The sequence below is a fragment of the Mesorhizobium sp. M1227 genome, assembly GCF_040318315.1.
Taxonomy (GTDB): Bacteria; Pseudomonadota; Alphaproteobacteria; order Rhizobiales; family Rhizobiaceae; genus Mesorhizobium.
In genome coordinates, this window is record NZ_JAMYLZ010000026.1 from 73025 (window position 1) to 90898 (window position 17874).

Genomic DNA, 17874 nt, shown 5'->3' on the forward strand with positions numbered 1-17874 from the left:
CGCAATTATCGGTTACGGCGGTCTTGGAATCGCATAAGAAAGCTCGACTTCTTTCAGGGGTTAGCCATGCCGCGCATTGCGTATGTGAACGGGCGCTACGTCGCTCACGCCGAAGCTTCCGTGCATATCGAGGACCGTGGCTATCAATTCGCCGACGGCGTCTACGAGGTCTGCGAGGTGGCACGAGGCTTCATCGTCGACATGCCCCGCCATCTCGCCCGATTGAACCGCTCACTTGCCGAACTCTCGATCGATTGGCCGATCACGCGCGGCGTGCTGCCGCTCGTCATGCGCGAGGTGGTGCGCCGCAACCATGTCGTCGACGGCCTGGTCTATGTCCAGGTGACACGCGGCGTCGCCAGCCGCGAGTTTTTCTTCCCGCCGGCGGAGACGAAGCCGTCGCTGGTGGTGACTGCCAAAAAAGCCGATCCTGCAGCTGCCGCGAAGCGGGCCGAGAGCGGGATCCGGGTTATCACAGTGCCGGAGAACCGGTGGGATCGGGTCGATATCAAGTCGGTCGGCCTGCTGCCGAACGTGCTGGCCAAGCAGAAAGCCAAGGAAGCCGGCGCTCAGGAGGCCTGGTTCGTCGATGTCGACGGCACCGTCAAGGAAGGTGGATCGTCGAACGCCTGGATCATCACCGGGGATGGCGTGCTGGTGACGCGGCCGGCCGAGCACGGCATCCTGCGCGGCATCACCCGTACGACGCTGTTCGACGTGGCCGCCAAGCTCGGCCTGAAGATCGAGGAGCGCGGTTTTTCGGTGGCCGAAGCCAAGGCCGCGCGCGAGGTTTTCATCAGCTCCGCGACCACGATTGCCATGCCGGTGGTGGCGATCGATGGCGCTCCCGTCGCCAACGGCCACCCGGGCTCGATAACAGTTTCATTACGGCAGGCCTTTTTTGACGTTGCGGAAAAAAGTCCAGCCTGATAACCGCACAGATGGAATGAACATCAATATATCTCGTTCTGCTTGTCGTTACTGACGGCAAGATGGTGTTTGCGTGCTTGACATGTGCCGGCTAATTTGGCGCATTGGCCTGCAAACCGAAGGGGATCGGCGAAAGACAAGAACAATGGCGGAACGATCGCAAAATCTTCAGGACCTGTTCCTGAATTCAGTTCGCAAGAGCAAAAATCCACTCACCATCTTTCTCATCAACGGCGTGAAGCTGACCGGCGTGGTCACTTCGTTCGACAATTTCTGCGTTCTGCTGCGTCGCGACGGCCATTCCCAGCTTGTCTACAAGCACGCTATTTCCACGATCATGCCGAGCCAGCCGGTTCAGATGTTCGATGGTGAGGAAAGCCAGGGCGCCTGATTGGCACGTGAGAAAGACGCGGACCGCCGCGTTCGCGGAAAACCAGCACATCAGACCGGGAAAGAGGCCAACGGCCCGACCCGGGCGGTGGTAATCGTGCCGGTGCTTACCCGGCAGCCGCGTGGCGACGACGACACCAACCGCCCCCGCCTGACCCGTTCCGCCGAGGCTCGTCGCGACGAGGCCGTCGGCCTCGCCAGCGCCATCGACCTCGACCTGGTCCACACGGCGGTGGTGACCGTCAACGATCCACGCCCGGCGACCTTGCTCGGCAGCGGCAAGGTGGCGGAGTTCGCTGAGATCGTCAAAGAGGGCCACGCGGAAGTGGTCATTGTCGATCATCCGCTGACCCCGGTACAGCAGCGCAACCTCGAAAAAGAGTTGAACGCCAAGGTGCTCGACCGCACCGGGCTGATCCTGGAGATTTTCGGCGAGCGCGCCCGCACCAAGGAAGGCACGCTGCAGGTCGATCTTGCCCATCTCAACTACCAGAAAGGCCGCCTTGTGCGGAGCTGGACCCACCTCGAGCGCCAGCGTGGCGGCGCCGGCTTTCTCGGCGGCCCTGGCGAGACCCAGATCGAGTCGGATCGGCGTGTGCTGCAGGACAAGATCACCAAGCTGAAGCACGAGCTCGAAACTGTGCGCCGCACCCGCGACCTGCACCGCGCCAAGCGCAAGAAGGTGCCATTTCCGGTAGTGGCGATCGTCGGCTACACCAATGCCGGCAAGTCGACTCTGTTCAACCGGCTGACCGGAGCAGGGGTGCTGGCCGAAGACATGCTGTTTGCCACGCTCGACCCGACGCTGCGCCGCGTGCGTCTGCCGCACGGCACGCCGATCATCCTTTCCGATACGGTCGGCTTCATTTCCGACCTGCCAACGCATCTGGTCGCGGCCTTCAGGGCGACGCTGGAGGAAGTGGTCGAGGCAGACCTCGTCATTCATCTGCGCGACATCTCCGATCCCGATACGGCCGCGCAGGCCGAAGATGTCGAGCGCATCCTTGCCGATCTCGGCGTCGATGCCCGCGATAGCAAGCGCGTCATCGAAGTATGGAACAAGATCGACCGGCTCGACGAGGGCAACCGGGCGCGGCTGCTTGCCGATGGTGCTGACGGCAAGAAGGCACCGCCGATCGCCATATCGGCGGTAACCGGCGAGGGCATCGATGCGCTGAAGGCGATCATCGAGACGATGATGTCGGGCGAACTGGAGACCTTCACCGTCACACTCAAGCCCGACCAACTCGGCGTCGTCGACTGGCTTTACCGCAACGGCGACATCATCTCGCGCGACGACAATGAGGATGGCAGCGTAACCGTCGCGCTCAAGGCTACACACAGCGCTCGGCAGGAGATCGAAAGCCGATTGCGCCGTCAAAACAACGGGTAGAGGCGGTTACTTCGCGCTTTTTGCCTGCTGCCAGAGCGCTTCCATCTCGTCCAGTGTCGCCTCTTCCAGGCTGTTTCCCGACGCTTGCAGCGTCCGCTCGACATAGTGGAAGCGCGACCGGAATTTTTCGTTGGTGCCGCTGAGTGCCGCTTCGGAATCAATTTTGAGGTGCCGGCCGAGATTGACGACCGCAAACAGCATGTCGCCGAACTCGTCCTTGATCGGCGCAGTGTCGCCTTTGGCCAGCGCCTCGCGTAATTCGCCGATCTCCTCCTCGATCTTGTCGAGGATCGGCGCCGCCTCGCTCCAGTCGAAGCCGACGCGGGCGGCCTTTTCCTGCAGCTTGAGCGCCCGGGTCAGCGCGGGCAGGGCGACCGGCACGCTGTCGAGAAAGCCCTTGCCATGGTCTTCCGGGTCGAGCCCACGGGCGAGGCGCGCACTGCGCTTCTCCGCCTTTTCCTCTGCCTTGATCTTTTCCCACATGCCCTTGGCCATGCCGGCGCTGCGCGCCTTGTCGTCGCCGAAGACATGGGGGTGGCGGCGGATCATTTTTGTGGTGATGGCCAGGACCACATCGCCGAATGAAAATTCGCCGGCCTCCTCGGCCATTTGCGCGTGGTAGACCACTTGCAGCAGGAGATCGCCGAGTTCATCCCGCAGATCGTCCAGATCGCCACGCGCAATGGCGTCCGCCACTTCGTAGGCTTCCTCGATCGTGTACCGCGCGATTGTCGAAAAGTCCTGCTCAATATCCCACGGGCAGCCGGTTTCCGGCGCCCGCAGCGCTGCCATGATCTCGATCAGTCGGGAAATGTCTTTCGAGGGTTTCATCTGGGAAACGCTATCCTGTACACGGCTGTGCGGCCAACGGCTTCAGCCGGTGAGGGCGCCTTGTCCACAGACGGGCCGCCAGACCATGATACGAAAGTGGAAGCCGGTTTCCGGAAGATCCTAGTTAGCAAAAGCATCAGTCGAGCACGGAGACTATCGCCTTGGCGAGCGCATCCATGCCGTCCTCGGGCAGGCCGGCAACGTTGATGCGGCTGTCGCCGACCATATAGATGGCATGCTCGGCGCGCAGCCGCTCGACTTGCGCTTCCGACAGGCCAAGCCGGGAAAACATGCCGCGATGGCTGGCGACGAAATCGAAACGGTCGGAGTTGGACTGCCGCCGCAGCGCCTCGGCGAACTGGACGCGCAGCCGCAGCATGCGCAGCCGCATCTCTTCAAGCTCTGCCTCCCAGTCGGAACGCAATGCGGGGTCTTCAAGCACGATGCGCACCGCCGCCGCGCCGTGGTCCGGCGGCATCGAATACATGGCGCGCGCCGCCGACAGCATCTGGCCCATCGCCAAATCCGCCTGCGCGCCACCTTTCGCCATGATCAGCGCTGCACCGACTCGGTCGCGATAGACGGCAAAGTTCTTCGAGCAGCTGGAGGCAACGACCATTTCCGGAACTTTTGCCGCCAGAAGGCGCAAGCCGGCGGCATCCGCATCAAGTCCCTCGCCAAAGCCCTGATAGGCGATGTCGACAAAGGGCAGCAGGCCGCGCTCAACGACAAGATCGGCAATGGCAGCCCATTGCGAGATGTCTAGATTGGCGCCTGTCGGGTTATGGCAGCAGCCATGCAACAATACGACGTCGCCAGGATTCGCGGTTCTCAATGCATTCAGCATGTCGTCGAAGCGAACCGCACCAGAAGCAGCGTCGAAATAGGGATATTCGCGTGTCTGCAGGCCAGCGGCGCGCATCACCGGCATGTGGTTCGGCCAGGTCGGATCCGACAGCCAGACCATCGCGTCGGTGCGGGTCCTTTTCAGCAGCTCTGCTACCAGCCGCAGCGCGCCGGAGCCGCCTGGCGCCTGCGCCGCACGAATGCGCGTCATGTCGGCGGCTGGGCCGAACACCAGCCTGGCCATCGCCGCGTTGAAGGCGGTATCGCCGGCAAGGCCGAGATAGGTCTTGGTATCCTGGCCCTGCAGCAGCCGCTTTTCGGCTTCGCGCACCGCGCGCATCACCGGCGTCTTGCCGTCGCGATCCTTATAGACGCCGACCCCAAGATCGACCTTGTCGGGACGCGGGTCGGCGCGATAGAGGCCGATCAAGGCCAGGATCTTGTCGGCAGGCGCGGGCTGGAGATTTTCGAACATCGATAAGGTTCCGTTGGCGGCGGAGTGATACGCAAACCGGCCGTGCTTTGCCAGCAGTTTCATATGCGCCAACTCGGCGCCGGTTTGCCTCGAAGGCGGCCGATACTATCTGGCGGGCGAGAGCGGGCCCGATATCTCCCAGGACGAGAACGCGGCGAGCCGTAAGAAAATTTCGGGGAGAGCGGGATTAACATCCCGACCTGCTCCGTAAACAGGACATGAAACGGCCGATGCCACGCTTCGATATTCTGGGACAGCTCGGTTCGCTGCGCCGCTATGCACGCTCGCTGACGCGCGACAGCGCCGATGCAGAGGATCTGGTGCATGATGCGCTGGTGCGTGCCTATGAGCGACGCGGCAGCTTCCGCTCCGGCGGAAACCTTCGCGTATGGCTGCTGTCGATCGTCCATAATGCATTCATCGACGGTCTGCGGTCCCGCAAATCCGAAGCAATGCGCATCGAACAGGCCGGCTATCTCGCCGAGGCGAATGTCCCGGCGCCGCAGGAACATTCGGTCCGTCTGGCGCAGGTGCGCGAAGCGTTTTTCGAATTGCCGGAGGAGCAGCGTTCGGCGTTGCATCTCGTCGCCATCGAGGGGCTTAGCTACAGCCTGGCCGCTGAGGTGAGTGGCGTGCCGCTTGGCACGCTGATGTCGCGCATCGGCAGGGCGCGTGCGGCCCTGCGCGAGATGGAGGACGCGGTGCCGGCACGCGCGAAACGCCATCTGAAGATCGTCGGAGGTGGATCATGAACCAACTGCGCGATCCCGTGACCGACGCCGATCTCGACGCCTATGTCGACGATCAGCTGGACGTGGCTCGTCGCATCGAGGTCGAGGCGTTCCTTTCGGCCCGCCCGGACGCGGCCGCGCGGGTGATGTCCGACTTACGGATGCGTGACGAACTGCGCGTGGCGCTTGCCGGATCGAAAGGCATGGCGCGGCCCGGGACGGCCGATGCTGCACGGCGGCTGGGGCGGGGATTGGCGCGCGGCCGCGTCCTTGGTGCTTTGCAGCGAGCTGCGGCAGTCGCTGCCTTCGTCGCTGCCGGCTGGCTTGCGAACGGGCTCATCGGACCGATATCTGTGACGGAAGTCGTCGCTTCGACCCATCCGCCCGCCTATGTGGAGGACGCAGTCCGGGCGCACCGCACGACGCTCGTGCGCGAGGCGATGTCGTCGCAACCCGAAGCACCCGGTTACAATGCCGACGAAATCCGCGCCGCGACGGCGATCGTGATGCCATCGCTGCCAGCGGACTGGACGGTCCGTGACGTGCAGATCTATCCATCGCAATTCGGACCGAGCGTCGAGATGGCTGTCGAGACGAAAGAGATGGGGCTGGTCTCGTTGTTCGCGATCAGGCCCGGAACATTCGACGTCGTCAAGCCGACCGTCGTTCCCTCGGGCGACGTTTCCTCGGCTTATTTCCAGATCGGCGAGGTTGCCTACGCGGTCGTCGGACGCAGCGATGTCGGCGGTCTCGATCGCACGGCCGAAGCGCTCGCCAAAACGCTTTACTGATCGACCTGCAAGAAGGAGAACCACATGAACAATCTCGGATATATCGGGGCCGGAGCCCGAGCCGGAGCCGTCTACGATGAAGGCCTGCGCCGGCACATGCTGCGCGTCTATAACTATATGGGCCTTGGCCTCGTCGTTACGGGCGTGATCGCGTTCGTGGTGGCTTCCACGCCCGCCCTTTACGTGCCGATCTTCTCCACACCGCTGAAATGGGTGGTGATGCTGGCCCCGCTGGCCTTTGTGCTCTTGTTCTCGTTTCGGATGCAGGCGATGTCGGCAGCCGGCGCCCAGGCGATGTTCTGGGCATTCTGCGCGGTCATGGGCCTGTCGCTGGCTTCCGTGTTCCTGGTCTTTACCGGCACCAGCATCGCACGCACCTTCTTCATCGCCGCCACCATGTTCGGCGCGACCAGCGTTTACGGGTACACGACCAAACGCGACCTGACGCAGTTTTCGTCGTTCCTGATCATGGGCCTGATCGGCGTGGTGATCGCCAGCATCGTCAATATCTTCCTGGGCTCGACCGCGCTCCAATTCGCGATCTCTGTGATCGGCATCGCCGTCTTCATAGGCCTCACCGCCTGGGATACCCAGACGATCAAAGAGCAGTATGCGGAAAACTTCGGCGCGGAATCACAGCAGAAACTCGCTGTCTTCGGTGCATTCTCGCTCTATCTGAACTTCATCAACATCTTCCAACTGCTGTTGAACTTCACCGGCGAGCGCGAATAGCCGGCGTTGAACCAAGACCGGAGTTGGACATCATGGACAGAAACGATCAGCAAGCGATCGGACAGCTCTTCGAGAAGTTGGCAAGCGCCGAGCGCCAGGCGCCCCCGCGCGATGCCGAAGCAGAGCGCTTCATCCAGGACCAGATCACCCAGCAGCCTGGGGCGCCATATTACATGGCCCAGACGATCGTGGTGCAGGAGCAGGCCCTGAACGCAGCTCAGGCGCGCATAGAAGAACTGGAGGAGCAGGCGCGGCAGCCGGCCGGCGGTGGACCGCTCAGCGGCTTCTTCGGCCGCAGCGGCGGCAGGCGCTCAGGCTCGGTGCCGCGGGTAGGGCGCACCGCCTCCGTTGCAACTGAAGGGCCGCAGGACACGCCACAGCGGGCAGGCGGTGGTTTTCTTGCCGGCGCTGCGCAGACCGCGATGGGCGTGGCCGGCGGCGTGCTGCTCGGCAACGCGATCGCAGGCATGTTTGGCGGCAGCGAAGCGAAGACAGCTGAACAGCCGACGCCGCAGCCTGACGAAGCCGATCAGGCAGGCGATGCCAGCTCCGACAATGGCGGTGACTTCGGTGATATGGAGTTCTGACGAGCGACCCAGACTGTGCCTGTACCGGCGCTGGGGACGATTGCGGGTCAGCATAGGCGAGATGGCGAGGGCAACATCCGGGAAGCGAGCCCTCGCCGGCGGCTAATAGCCCAGGCGCTTCAGTTCAGCCTTGACCGCCGCGATCGTCTTGAAGCGGAAGCGCTTCGTTGTGCCGTCGCGCCAATGGCAATCGCATGTGGCATCGAACTTCCGGCTCGCTTTCAATTGAGTCAGCGCCTTCTGGCCTGGCTTGGGGCCATGGAAGATGCGAACCTCGTAGAGCGTCCCTTCGACATCGTAGTGCATCTGAGCCCAGGAAAGTATCACGATCAGTTCCTTTGCCGGGTCGTGGTCGGCGTTGGCGAGGCCGAGCGCGATGTCCGGTGTGTCGCCCTCTTGTTCACCGATCGTGACCTGGATTGCGCGATATCTGTTGTCAGCTAGCCGTTGCAGCGCGACGAGCGGGCGTTCCGGATATTCCTCGGCGGTCTGATAATCGACGAAGAGTGTCTGGAGGCCGTTCCAGCTCACGGCTGTGGTGTGCGGATCAGCATTGTCGGCGAACCCAACAACACGTTTGGCGAAAGCCAGGTCGTTCTCGCCTGGCGCACGACTGACATCCTGAGCTCGCGCGTCGGTGATCGCGCAGGCGAGGGTGAGGGCAAGACCTGCAAGCAGCGGAAGCGTCTTCATGATTCGCAATCCTAGCATGCCCGTTGCCTCCACAGCGCTGTTGCGAATGTCTAAGAGTGAACGGTCTAATCTCGCCGCCAACGGATGCTATAGCCTTTAGTCGCATAACATAGATTATGGAACTGGCGTAGCCGATTGGATGTGCGTGAAGATAGCACTCCGCGAGATCCAAACCCGGGAACCCAGCCGTAAAAACCTCGCCCTTCACGCTGATTCGTAAGGGATTTCGATCGTCATGCCGTCATAAGCAGGCTCGACGTTGGCCGGCGTCTCGGCCATTACCGTGGCGTAGTCGAGCGGAACATGCATATGCGTCAGCACCGCGTTCTTCGGCGCCAGTCCTTCGATCCAGCCAAGCGCCTGGCCAAGCGACAGATGGCTCGGATGGACGGTGTATTGCAGCGCGTCGATGACCAGCATGTCCAGCCCGCGCAAACGCTTGGCGGTCGCCTCCGGAAAGTCGCTGACGTCAGGGCAATAAGCCAGCCCGCCGATGCGGAAACCCAGCGAGGTGATGTCGCCATGGAGCTGCAGCAGCGGTTCGAGGGTGAGGGCGCCGCCCTCGCCTTCGATCACCACCGGCCTGTGGTGGTCGATGATATGGGCGTTGACGATCGGCGGATACGAACTGCCTTTCGGTGTTTCGAAACAGTAGCGGAACGCCTCGCGTAGGCGCAGCATGGTAGCCTGATCCGCATGGATGTCGATCCGGTGGCGCTGCTCGAGCACGAAGCCGCGCAAATCGTCGATGCCGTGGATATGGTCGGCATGCGGATGTGTATAGACCACCGCATCGATGCGCTTGACCGATGCCAGCAGCATCTGCTCGCGGAAATCCGGGCCGGTGTCGATGACGACCGTGGTCCGGGCGCCACTCGCCGCGATCCGCTCGACGAGCGCTGCGGTGCGCGTGCGCCGGTTCCGGGGGTTCGCGGGATCGCAATTGCCCCAGTCGCCTGTGATGCGTGGCGTGCCCGGCGATGAGCCGCAGCCGAGGACGGTAAGACGTAACCGGTCGCTCATGCGTCAGGCGCCCGGCGCGCTCGGGCGCGGCATTTTCCTGAACAGCCGGAAGAAATTATCCGTGGTGATGTCAGCGATCTCGGCATCGCTGACGCCGATCGTCTCGGCCAGCACCTTGGCTGTATGCGCGACATAGGCGGGCTCATTGCGCTTGCCGCGAAACGGGATCGGCGCCAGGTATGGCGCGTCGGTTTCGACCAGCAGACGGTCGCGCGGCACATCGGCGGCGACGGCGCGCAGCTCGGCGGAGTTCTTGAAGGTCAGGATGCCGGAAAACGAGACGTAGCCGCCGAGCGCCACGCCGATTTCGGCCAGCCGACGCCCCGACGAAAAACAGTGCAGGATGAAGGGGAAGGCGCCCTTCCCTGTCTCTTCTTCGAGGATATCAGCCATGTCATCGTCGGCGTCGCGCGAATGGATGACCAGCGGCAGACCGGTCACGCGCGCCGCGGCGATGTGGGTGCGAAAGCCCCGCGCCTGTGCGTCGCGCGGCGCATGGTCGTAGAAATAGTCGAGCCCGGCCTCGCCGATCGCCACCACTTTGCGATGAGCAGAGAGCCGCACCAGATCATCGACAGTGACGTCAAGCTCTTCGGCCGCATTATGCGGATGGGTGCCGACCGAGCAATAGACATCATCGAAAGTCTCTGCAATCTCAAGCACTTGGTTAAATCGCTTCACCCTCGTCGAGATCGTCACCATTCGGCCGATGCCGGCCGCTAGGGCGCGGGCGACGATGGCCGCCCGCTCTTCGGCGAAATCCGGAAAGTCGAGATGGCAGTGACTGTCGACCAGCATCAGGCGCTTGTACCCGTTTGCTCGACATAGCGTGGAAATACCGGTTCCGGCGCCGGCAGCGGCGTACCGGATACCAGCGAATGGCCTTCCGCGACATGCTCGAAATTACGGCTGCCGGCCGGCACCGCCAAAAGGTCTAGCAGCTTTGCCGCCGACTGCGGAATGAAGGGCTGGCACAGCAACCCGACACGCCGGATCACCTCAGCGGTCGTCCACAGTACCGTTTCCATGCGCGCCGGATCGGTCTTCTTCAGTGCCCATGGCTCCTGCCCGGCGAAATAGCGGTTGGCTTCGGCCACCACGCCAAAGATCGCCGCCAGAGCAAAGTGGATGCCCTGGTCGGCCATCGTCCTGCGCGCCGTGACAAGGGCGGTATCTGCCTGATCGAGGATCGCTTTGTCGGCATTGCTCAATTCGCCGCGCTTAGGCACCACGCCGCCGCAGTTCTTGGCGATCATGGACAGCGAGCGCTGCGCCAGATTGCCGAGATCGTTGGCGAGGTCGGCATTGGTGCGGTTGACGATTGCATCATGGCTGTAGCTGCCGTCCTGGCCGAACGGCACTTCGCGCATGAAGAAATAGCGCACTTGGTCGAGGCCGTAGTGCTCGATCATCGCGAACGGGTCGACGACATTGCCGACCGACTTCGACATCTTCTCGCCACGGTTGAACAGAAAACCATGCGCAAACACGCGCTTCGGCAATTCGATGCCGGCCGACATCAGGAATGCCGGCCAGTAGACCGCGTGGAAGCGGATGATATCCTTGCCGATGACGTGGACGTTCGCCGGCCAGAAAGACCATCTCTCATTGGTCGGATCCGGATAACCGGCGGCGGTGATGTAATTGGTTAGGGCATCGACCCAGACATACATCACATGCTTCTCATCGCCGGGCACCGGCACGCCCCATTTGAATGTGGTGCGCGAGATCGACAGATCCTTCAGGCCGGATTTGACAAAGCTGATGATTTCATTGCGCCGCTCCGCCGGTCCGACGAACTCGGGGCTGTTCTCATAGAGCGCGAGCAGTCTGTCCTGATAGGCGGAAAGGCGGAAGAAATAGCTCTCTTCCTCGGTCCATTCGACAGGCGAGCCGAGCGGTTCGCGGCGCACGCCGTCGTCACCGACCTTGGTTTCGGCCTCGTCGAAATAGGCTTCCTGCCGCACCGAATACCAGCCACTGTAGCGGTCGAGGTAGATGTCGCCATTCTCAGCCATGCGCGTCCAGATCGCCTGGCAGGCCTTGTAATGACGCTCTTCGGTGGTGCGGATGAAAACGTCGTTCGAGCAACCGGTCGCTTCGAGCATCGAGCGGAAGATCGCCGAGTTGCGATCGGCAAGCGCTTTCGGCGTCAGGCCTTCGGCGTCCGCCGTCTGCTGCATCTTCAAACCGTGCTCGTCGGTTCCCGAGACGAAGAAGACGTCCTTGCCATCGAGCCGCTGGAAGCGGGCCAGCGTGTCGCTGGCGATGACATTGTAGGCATGGCCGATATGCGGCTTGCCGTTCGGATAGAAAATCGGCGTCGTGACGTAGTATTTTTCGCGTGCCATGGATGAGCCGTCATGAATGTCTGAATGAAAGATGTCGCGGTGAGATATCGCATCGAAACGACAATTGCCATCCGACGCCAATGTGGTCGGTTTCGAAGTTCCTGCGATTGATTGGGATCAACACTCAGGGGCTTCAAAGCCACGCCAGCGGCCGTCACATTCGCATTGCAGAATTCAGGCGGTCGATCATGGTCAGGGCGTGCTGCTTTTTGTCGAGATTGTAGGTCTCGGTTTCAGATATAGCGTTCAAAGCCTCGTGCCAAGTATCCGACAGCGTTTTGGCCCGCGCGAGATCGCCGGCGAGCGCGGCCTGGCTGGCGCCGGCCGACAGCAGATCAAGCGCACGGCGATTGAATATCTCGAACGGGATTGCCTGGTCGCGGCCGGCGACCGCCTCGGCAAGACGGTAGGCGCCAGCGACATCTATCTTCTTGGACATTACCAGGGCGTCGAGGGTGGCGGCGATTTCGAGCCCTCCATACTGCGTCAACAGGATCGCATTGCGCGCGCTGCCCCCTGCCCGCTCCGCCAGCGCCGCGCGCGCCCCAGGATCCTCCGGCGGCGGCGGCTCGATGCCTTCCAGAACCGTCATCAAGCTCTCGGCATCGAGCGGCGCCAACCGCACCATCTGGCAGCGCGACCGGATCGTCGGCAGCAGACTGCCCGGCGCATGGACGATGAGGATGAACAAGGTGCGCGCGGGTGGCTCTTCAAGATTCTTCAGCAAGGCATTGGCAGCATTGGTGTTCATGTCGTCGGCGGGATCGACGATAACCACCCGGTAGCTGCCGTCGTGCGAGGTCAGCGACAGAAAACGGCTGACCTTGCGGATTTCGTCGACCGTGACCACTGTCTTGAAGCTCTTGGTCTTGTCGTTCACCGGGCGTGTAAGATGCAGCACCGAAGGATGCGCGCCGGTGGCGATCTGTCGAAACAGCGACGAAGCCGGATCTGGAACGGCAAGGCTTTCCGGCGCCTGCTCGAAGGCCGGGTGCTTCAACAGATGATGCGCCAGGTGAAAGGCCAGCGTCGCCTTGCCGATGCCAACCGGTCCGGCAAAGATCAGTGCGTGCGGCAGCTTTCCCGAGCGGTAAGCGGTGGCGAGCATGTTGGCCGCCTGCAGGTGACCGACAAGACGCGGCGTCTCGGATGGCTCGGGCACCCCGTCCAGCGTGTCGTGCTGTTCGGGCGCGATGCGTTCGAAAATCATGCTGGCGCCGCCTGCTTTCTTTGCGCCGGCATCATCCTCTCGAGAGCCGCGAAGACCGCGGCGGTAACGACATCCTCCACCGCATCTAGGTCGGCTGAGGCATCGACGACAACGCAGCGTTCGGGTTCAGCTGAGGCGATCGCGAGAAACGCCTCGCGCCGGCGTTGGTGGATGGCCAATGTTTCTTTCTCGAAGCGGTCCGGTCCGTCACTGCTGCCCCGCCGGGCGGTAGCGCGCCTTAGGCCCTCGGCGGGGTCGATGTCGAAGATCAGTGTCATGTCCGGCACCATGCCGTTGATGGCGACCTTCTCCAATGCGTCCATGAATGCCGGGTCGAGGCCGCCGGTGACGCCCTGGTAGACGCGCGAGGAATCCATGAAACGATCGCAAAGTACGACCGAACCGCGCTCGACTGCGGGCCGGATGACCTGTTCGACATGGTCGGAACGCGCAGCGGCGAAAAGCAGAGCTTCCATCTTGGGGCCGAACGGCTCGGCTGCGCCTGAAAGCAGGACATGCCTGACCGCCTCCGCGCCCGGCGAGCCACCCGGCTCACGTGTCACCAGCACATCGTATTTCTTGGCGCGCATCTTCTTTGCCAGCCGCTCGATCTGCGTCGACTTGCCTGCTCCTTCGCCGCCTTCAAAAGTGATGAAAAATCCGCGCGCCAAAGCCTTTGTCCATACTTCGGGGACCGTATAGTCCCGGCGGGAAAAAAGGTCCACCGCGACGGTGCTAACGCAGCCAGCCGACGGCCAGTTCCTTGGCGGCGTCGAGCGCGCGCTGCGGCAGCGAACCGACACCGATCGACTCGGCGGCAAACAGCGGCGTCTCCTGGCTCAGCGTATCGCCGATCCAGACGCGCAGCGTACCCACCGGCTGCCCCTCCTCCACCGGCGCTGCCACCGGTCCGTCATAGACGATCCTGGCGGTGAGCTTGTCGCGGTTGGTGATCGGCCGGAAGATCTGCACCGGTCCTTTTGCCTTTAACGCGACACCGGACTTGGCGCCGCCAAAGACCTGGGCTTCGCCAACCACTTCGTCCTTGGCGAATACTTCAGTCTTCTCGAAGGAGCGAACGCCCCAGTCGAGCAGCTTTCGCGCTTCCTCAGCCCGCTCACGGTCGTTTGCCAGACCGCTCATCGCCGCGATCACCCTTGTGCCGTTGTGGCTGACCGAGCCGACAATGCCGAACCCGGATTGCTCGCTGGCACCGACCGCGAGCCCGTCGGCGCCTATGTCCATGGCCAGTAGCGGATTGCGGTTCCTCTGGGAAATCTTGTTCCAGGTAAAATCCTTCTGGCCGTAATAGCGGTAGAGATCCGGGTAGTTGCGCCAGATATGCAGCGCCAGAAGCGCGAGTTCGCGAACGCTCGTTTGCTGCCCATCGGCCGGCAGACCGGTGGAATTGACGAAAGTCGATTTCTGCAAGCCGATCTGGCGGGCACGCCCGGTCATCTGCGCCGCGAAGTTTGCTTCGGACCCGGCCATCCCTTCAGCGATGACGATACAGCCGTCATTGGCCGCCTGCACGGTCACGCCCTGGATCAGGTCTTCCAGCCGGATCGTCGACTTGAGCTTGGCGAACATGGTCGATGTCCCCGAAGGAGCGCCGCCTTTGCGCCAGGCGTTCTCGCTCACCACGAAGGTGTCATCGAGCGTCATGCGCCCTGATTTGATGGCGTCGAAAACCACTTCCATCGTCATCAGCTTGCCCAGCGAGGCCGGCGGGATCAACCTGTCGGCGTCCTTGGAAAACAGCACGGTTCCGGTTTCGGCATCGATCATGAAGGCCTGCGCGGCCTTGGTCTCGAAAAGCTGAGCTGAGGCCTGCGCAAGCGAGAGCAGCAGCAGGCCGAGCGCCATAATCCCGGTGAAAGGGTGAAAAGATTTCATCAGGTTCGACCAGTGAGCCGGCGCTTTTTGCAAGTTGGCAGAAGCTATCAGGCTTTTGCCTGGCGGATCAATCGCGCGCGAAAAAACCAGGCAGCCCCAAGCTCAGTTGCGTACAGCAAGCGCATCCGGCGCACCATGCGACCACGCTGCCTGGAGCATCTCGTCCAGGCTGCCACGACCGTCGGCAAAGAGGTTGACCGTGTACCAGTCCTTGCCTTCAAGTTCCGAGCGCTGGATTTCGGTCTTGCCGAAGCTGGAAAGCTGGGCAGCCACACGCTCCGCTTCGGCGGCATTCTCGAATGAACCCGCCGCGACATAGGCGGTGGGCGACCCGGCTGGAGGGGCTTGCCGCTTCCACGATTGAAGAAGCTCGGCGGACGACATGCCGGTGCCATCCAGCCCGGCAAACGCGTTGGAGGCGCGCTGCACGCGCTCGTCGGCGTAAGACAGCGACGCCATCGTGAACGGCGATTGCGCCGGCAGGTTGATCTCCGGACGCTCCGGCACGATCGGGCCGAAATCGGGCAGTACAATGTCTCCCGAAGCAGATGCTTGCACCGCCATGACAGGCCGTGCATCGGATCCCTGCCCGGAATTCGTCAGCTGACCGGGGAACGGCACGGCAGCAGCGCTCACCGGCAGGCTTGGCGACGGCCCATTCATCGCGACCATGACGCCGCTGGGCAGACCGTCCGACGGATCCGGCGCCCTGTTGCCTGGACGATACGAAGCCACCAGATACTGCCCGTCATTGCCTTCGAGCGGCGCACGGCCGACATATTCAACCTTCACCTCGGCCGTACCGACATTGGCATAATCGAGCATTTCAGCAGCGCGCTTCGACACATCGATGATGCGTCCATCGTGATAGGGCCCGCGGTCGTTGACGCGCACGATCACCGAGCTGCCGGTCTTCATGTTGGTGACCCGCGCATAGCTCGGCAGCGGCATGGTCGGATGCGCCGCCGTCAGATCTGCCATGTCGTAGACTTCGCCGTTGGCGGTCAACCGGCCGTGGAAAGCCTCACCGTACCAGGATGCGAGGCCAACCTTGGCGTATCGTTTGTCTTCCTTCGGATAATACCACTTGCCGCGCACCTGATAGGGCTTGCCGAGCTGGTCGCGTCCGCGAGACGTCTTGAACATGACGCGCGGGCTGGCTTTCACGCCGTATTCGGCTTCGGAAAAATATTCCTTGGAGCGAGCTTTCTTGTTGACCATCGCCCTTTGCTGCGGCCCGGCACATGCTGCAAGAAAGGCTGCCGACAAGGCCAACAGCGCGAAAGCGGAAGCGCGACGAAGACGCGGGCGCGCCGTGGTCTGCATATTTTGATTGTCCCCTATAGCATCGACGAAGGCACCGCAGCATGAACGTCAGCGATGCCAAAGCACCCACTCCAGAAACGCCGGCGACGCCCTACCCCGATCCTTTTTGTGCGCAGGAATTGTTTATCACCGTATTAACCGATTGTGGTCGGAACCGGGCGAGATTGTGGCATGGACCGCCTCGCTGATCGGCATGAAAATCATCGCTTATCGATCAGAAACGCTCGTTGGTGGCGCACTTTGCCCCTGGCTTGGCGTATCTGCGAGCGCAGATTCAGGGACCGAAGATCACAAGTTCGGTGAACGTCAGATCTCCAGGTGCGGGTGGTCTGGGACCTTTGAAGTATTTCAGCCCCTTGTTGGGGCGGTACCATCCCACCAAGCCTGGAATCGGCTCCTTGGCGTCGACAAAGCAAACCAGGATTCCGCTTCGCAAGAGAAAGCGCCCCATCGCGCCGGCGCAGCGGCTCAAATCCGCAAGCGAGCGGCAATAGATGACTTGGTGGCATCGGATAACACCGTGCAACATTCGGCGCGGCATCAACACCAGGGGGAACGCTGCTCCGTCGCAAATGCAGATCAACGACAGGCAGCCCAGCGCGGCGTGTTCCGACAGTATGTATCTCTCACTCTCGGGCAGCATCGCCAATTCCGGGAGATCGGGACGCACTTCGACCACGCGACATGACCGCTGCGCCGAACTTAAAGCCGGCAAGAAGGTAAATTGTCCGCTGGAGAAGAGCCGAAAGCCGAGCGCCCGGTTGGCTTTCAATGTCGCTTGTGCAGGCGAAATGTTCGTGTAGGTCACGTCCTTCCGCTTGAGAACCGCCGCAACCAACATGGCGCCATAGGGACGGAAATCTGCATCGACTGACCAGCTTGAAAGATTGCAGCGAATTTCCTCGCTCTCCGACCCGTGGTAGCGAGCATAAAGGGTGAGCACGACGCCGACGATCCGACCGGCATGCTCCAAAGCAAAGCCATATTGTGGGAACTCGGCAACCACAGGCCGCTGCGACAAGCGGGTCAGAGCGTGTATCCAGTAACTCCGATTACGCGCCGGAAAGCCCCTGCACAGGCAATCAACCACTCCCTCCCAGTCGGTTTCGCGGACTGGTCTACAGCGAAGACCGGGCGGGAGAGCGCCAAGTACGGCCAAAATCAACTCCAGAATATGATTTACTTACATGTGCCTAATGCGCTCCACATATCAGCGCTCAACGATTAATAGTCCGTGCGGGTTTTAAAAACGATTTTCCACACTCAGCACAAACACAGCTCGCCATGACGCTGCTCACCGCCCTGGATCGCGCCGAAAGGTGCGGCCGCCACGGTTGACTTGGCGCTGAATGCGGCTTTACAGGAATGGAGCGCGAACCGGTCGGGGAACGTCCTGGTGCCTATCCGGTACCGACAGCTCGAACCCGCTCCTCTCGCGATATCCTAAGTGATTGAAAAATCACCTTGGAGGGATGGCCGAGCGGTTTAAGGCACCGGTCTTGAAAACCGGCGTGGGTGCAAGCCCACCGTGGGTTCGAATCCCACTCCCTCCGCCATATCCGTCTTTTGTCCAACCCGGAGACATGGGTAACAGATTGTACTTAAGACATGGGTGACAACCTCGTGCCGAACGGGTTGTCGATGGTCTGCAAGGTCCTCTGTTCCAAGT

The 17874-nt window shown here is 62.0% G+C and carries 18 protein-coding genes and 1 tRNA gene; 8 read left to right on the forward strand and 11 right to left on the reverse strand.

Translation table 11 applies throughout. The features are described from left to right. Window positions 1-66: 66 nt before the first annotated feature. From NKH28_RS24695 to hflX, 3 genes are all read left to right on the forward strand, one after another. The gene (locus NKH28_RS24695) at window positions 67-930 is read left to right on the forward strand and encodes a D-amino-acid transaminase (protein ID WP_352448933.1); all 864 of its coding nucleotides are present in this window, start codon (window positions 67-69) and stop codon (window positions 928-930) included. Between the two features lie 145 nt (window positions 931-1075). Then, the gene (gene hfq, locus NKH28_RS24700) at window positions 1076-1321 is read left to right on the forward strand and encodes an RNA chaperone Hfq (protein ID WP_006202172.1); all 246 of its coding nucleotides are present in this window, start codon (window positions 1076-1078) and stop codon (window positions 1319-1321) included. Further along, on the forward strand, window positions 1322-2713 hold the full coding sequence (gene hflX, locus NKH28_RS24705; RefSeq protein ID WP_352822146.1) for a GTPase HflX: 1392 nt from the start codon (window positions 1322-1324) through the stop codon (window positions 2711-2713). A gap of 6 nt (window positions 2714-2719) precedes the next feature. Here hflX and mazG read toward each other — a convergent pair whose 3' ends face one another. Both mazG and NKH28_RS24715 read right to left on the reverse strand, forming a co-directional pair. Further along, window positions 2720-3544 (reverse strand): nucleoside triphosphate pyrophosphohydrolase, encoded by an 825-nt coding sequence (mazG, locus tag NKH28_RS24710; RefSeq protein ID WP_352980630.1) that lies wholly within the window; start codon window positions 3542-3544, stop codon window positions 2720-2722. A gap of 136 nt (window positions 3545-3680) precedes the next feature. Next, window positions 3681-4865 (reverse strand): amino acid aminotransferase, encoded by a 1185-nt coding sequence (locus NKH28_RS24715; RefSeq protein ID WP_352928686.1) that lies wholly within the window; start codon window positions 4863-4865, stop codon window positions 3681-3683. 218 nt (window positions 4866-5083) lie between these two features. On the opposite strand from NKH28_RS24715, the gene NKH28_RS24720 reads away from it, so the two are divergent. Genes NKH28_RS24720 through NKH28_RS24735 form a run of 4 tightly spaced genes read left to right on the forward strand, consistent with a single transcriptional unit; the run spans window position 5084 to window position 7706 of the window. Beyond that, window positions 5084-5617 (forward strand): sigma-70 family RNA polymerase sigma factor, encoded by a 534-nt coding sequence (locus tag NKH28_RS24720; RefSeq protein ID WP_502906659.1) that lies wholly within the window; start codon window positions 5084-5086, stop codon window positions 5615-5617. Continuing rightward, on the forward strand, window positions 5614-6387 hold the full coding sequence (locus NKH28_RS24725; protein WP_352980632.1) for an anti-sigma factor family protein: 774 nt from the start codon (window positions 5614-5616) through the stop codon (window positions 6385-6387). Before NKH28_RS24720 ends, NKH28_RS24725 begins: the two co-directional genes overlap by 4 nt. Window positions 6388-6411: 24 nt before the next feature. Then, window positions 6412-7119 (forward strand): Bax inhibitor-1/YccA family protein, encoded by a 708-nt coding sequence (locus NKH28_RS24730; RefSeq protein WP_352980633.1) that lies wholly within the window; start codon window positions 6412-6414, stop codon window positions 7117-7119. 32 nt (window positions 7120-7151) lie between these two features. Continuing rightward, window positions 7152-7706: a DUF2076 domain-containing protein gene (locus NKH28_RS24735; protein WP_352980634.1), complete on the forward strand. Its 555-nt coding sequence runs from the start codon at window positions 7152-7154 to the stop codon at window positions 7704-7706. 102 nt (window positions 7707-7808) lie between these two features. Here NKH28_RS24735 and NKH28_RS24740 read toward each other — a convergent pair whose 3' ends face one another. The 9 genes from NKH28_RS24740 to NKH28_RS24780 all read right to left on the reverse strand — a co-directional run bounded on the left by NKH28_RS24740 (window position 7809) and on the right by NKH28_RS24780 (window position 17226). Then, the gene (locus NKH28_RS24740) at window positions 7809-8399 is read right to left on the reverse strand and encodes a hypothetical protein (RefSeq protein ID WP_352980635.1); all 591 of its coding nucleotides are present in this window, start codon (window positions 8397-8399) and stop codon (window positions 7809-7811) included. Window positions 8400-8603: 204 nt separating this feature from the next. Beyond that, entirely contained in the window at window positions 8604-9422 is an 819-nt protein-coding gene (locus NKH28_RS24745) for an MBL fold metallo-hydrolase (protein WP_352613605.1), read from the reverse strand. A 3-nt stretch (window positions 9423-9425) separates the two neighbouring features. Next, the gene (locus tag NKH28_RS24750) at window positions 9426-10220 is read right to left on the reverse strand and encodes a TatD family hydrolase (protein WP_352772834.1); all 795 of its coding nucleotides are present in this window, start codon (window positions 10218-10220) and stop codon (window positions 9426-9428) included. Continuing rightward, the gene (gene metG, locus NKH28_RS24755) at window positions 10220-11806 is read right to left on the reverse strand and encodes a methionine--tRNA ligase (protein ID WP_352542029.1); all 1587 of its coding nucleotides are present in this window, start codon (window positions 11804-11806) and stop codon (window positions 10220-10222) included. The genes NKH28_RS24750 and metG overlap by 1 nt, the downstream gene beginning before the upstream one ends. Before the next feature lie 121 nt (window positions 11807-11927). After that, window positions 11928-12983 (reverse strand): DNA polymerase III subunit delta', encoded by a 1056-nt coding sequence (locus tag NKH28_RS24760; RefSeq protein ID WP_352750099.1) that lies wholly within the window; start codon window positions 12981-12983, stop codon window positions 11928-11930. Next, the gene (tmk, locus tag NKH28_RS24765) at window positions 12980-13654 is read right to left on the reverse strand and encodes a dTMP kinase (protein WP_352542016.1); all 675 of its coding nucleotides are present in this window, start codon (window positions 13652-13654) and stop codon (window positions 12980-12982) included. The genes NKH28_RS24760 and tmk overlap by 4 nt, the downstream gene beginning before the upstream one ends. Window positions 13655-13718: 64 nt before the next feature. Next, window positions 13719-14849: a D-alanyl-D-alanine carboxypeptidase family protein gene (locus NKH28_RS24770; protein ID WP_352772951.1), complete on the reverse strand. Its 1131-nt coding sequence runs from the start codon at window positions 14847-14849 to the stop codon at window positions 13719-13721. A 132-nt stretch (window positions 14850-14981) separates the two neighbouring features. After that, on the reverse strand, window positions 14982-16205 hold the full coding sequence (locus tag NKH28_RS24775) for a septal ring lytic transglycosylase RlpA family protein (RefSeq protein WP_352980636.1): 1224 nt from the start codon (window positions 16203-16205) through the stop codon (window positions 14982-14984). 274 nt (window positions 16206-16479) lie between these two features. Next, window positions 16480-17226 carry a hypothetical protein gene (locus NKH28_RS24780; RefSeq protein WP_352980637.1) on the reverse strand — a complete coding sequence of 249 codons (747 nt, stop codon included), beginning with the start codon at window positions 17224-17226 and terminating at the stop codon, window positions 16480-16482. A gap of 445 nt (window positions 17227-17671) precedes the next feature. Here NKH28_RS24780 and NKH28_RS24785 point away from each other — a divergent pair. Beyond that, window positions 17672-17761 (forward strand) — tRNA-Ser (locus NKH28_RS24785). Window positions 17762-17874: the final 113 nt, after the last annotated feature.

Bases quoted from the DNA above. Each gene is read 5' to 3' on its own strand.
- NKH28_RS24695 (WP_352448933.1), top strand. From the start codon at position 67: ATGCCGCGCATTGCGTATGTGAACGGGCGCTACGTCGCTCACGCCGAA.
- hfq (WP_006202172.1), top strand. From the start codon at position 1,076: ATGGCGGAACGATCGCAAAATCTTCAGGACCTGTTCCTGAATTCAGTT.
- mazG (WP_352980630.1), bottom strand. From the start codon at position 3,544: ATGAAACCCTCGAAAGACATTTCCCGACTGATCGAGATCATGGCAGCG.
- NKH28_RS24715 (WP_352928686.1), bottom strand. From the start codon at position 4,865: ATGTTCGAAAATCTCCAGCCCGCGCCTGCCGACAAGATCCTGGCCTTG.
- NKH28_RS24720 (WP_502906659.1), top strand. From the start codon at position 5,084: ATGAAACGGCCGATGCCACGCTTCGATATTCTGGGACAGCTCGGTTCG.
- NKH28_RS24725 (WP_352980632.1), top strand. From the start codon at position 5,614: ATGAACCAACTGCGCGATCCCGTGACCGACGCCGATCTCGACGCCTAT.
- NKH28_RS24730 (WP_352980633.1), top strand. From the start codon at position 6,412: ATGAACAATCTCGGATATATCGGGGCCGGAGCCCGAGCCGGAGCCGTC.
- NKH28_RS24735 (WP_352980634.1), top strand. From the start codon at position 7,152: ATGGACAGAAACGATCAGCAAGCGATCGGACAGCTCTTCGAGAAGTTG.
- NKH28_RS24740 (WP_352980635.1), bottom strand. From the start codon at position 8,399: ATGAAGACGCTTCCGCTGCTTGCAGGTCTTGCCCTCACCCTCGCCTGC.
- NKH28_RS24745 (WP_352613605.1), bottom strand. From the start codon at position 9,422: ATGAGCGACCGGTTACGTCTTACCGTCCTCGGCTGCGGCTCATCGCCG.
- NKH28_RS24750 (WP_352772834.1), bottom strand. From the start codon at position 10,220: ATGCTGGTCGACAGTCACTGCCATCTCGACTTTCCGGATTTCGCCGAA.
- NKH28_RS24760 (WP_352750099.1), bottom strand. From the start codon at position 12,983: ATGATTTTCGAACGCATCGCGCCCGAACAGCACGACACGCTGGACGGG.
- NKH28_RS24770 (WP_352772951.1), bottom strand. From the start codon at position 14,849: ATGGCGCTCGGCCTGCTGCTGCTCTCGCTTGCGCAGGCCTCAGCTCAG.
- NKH28_RS24775 (WP_352980636.1), bottom strand. From the start codon at position 16,205: ATGCAGACCACGGCGCGCCCGCGTCTTCGTCGCGCTTCCGCTTTCGCG.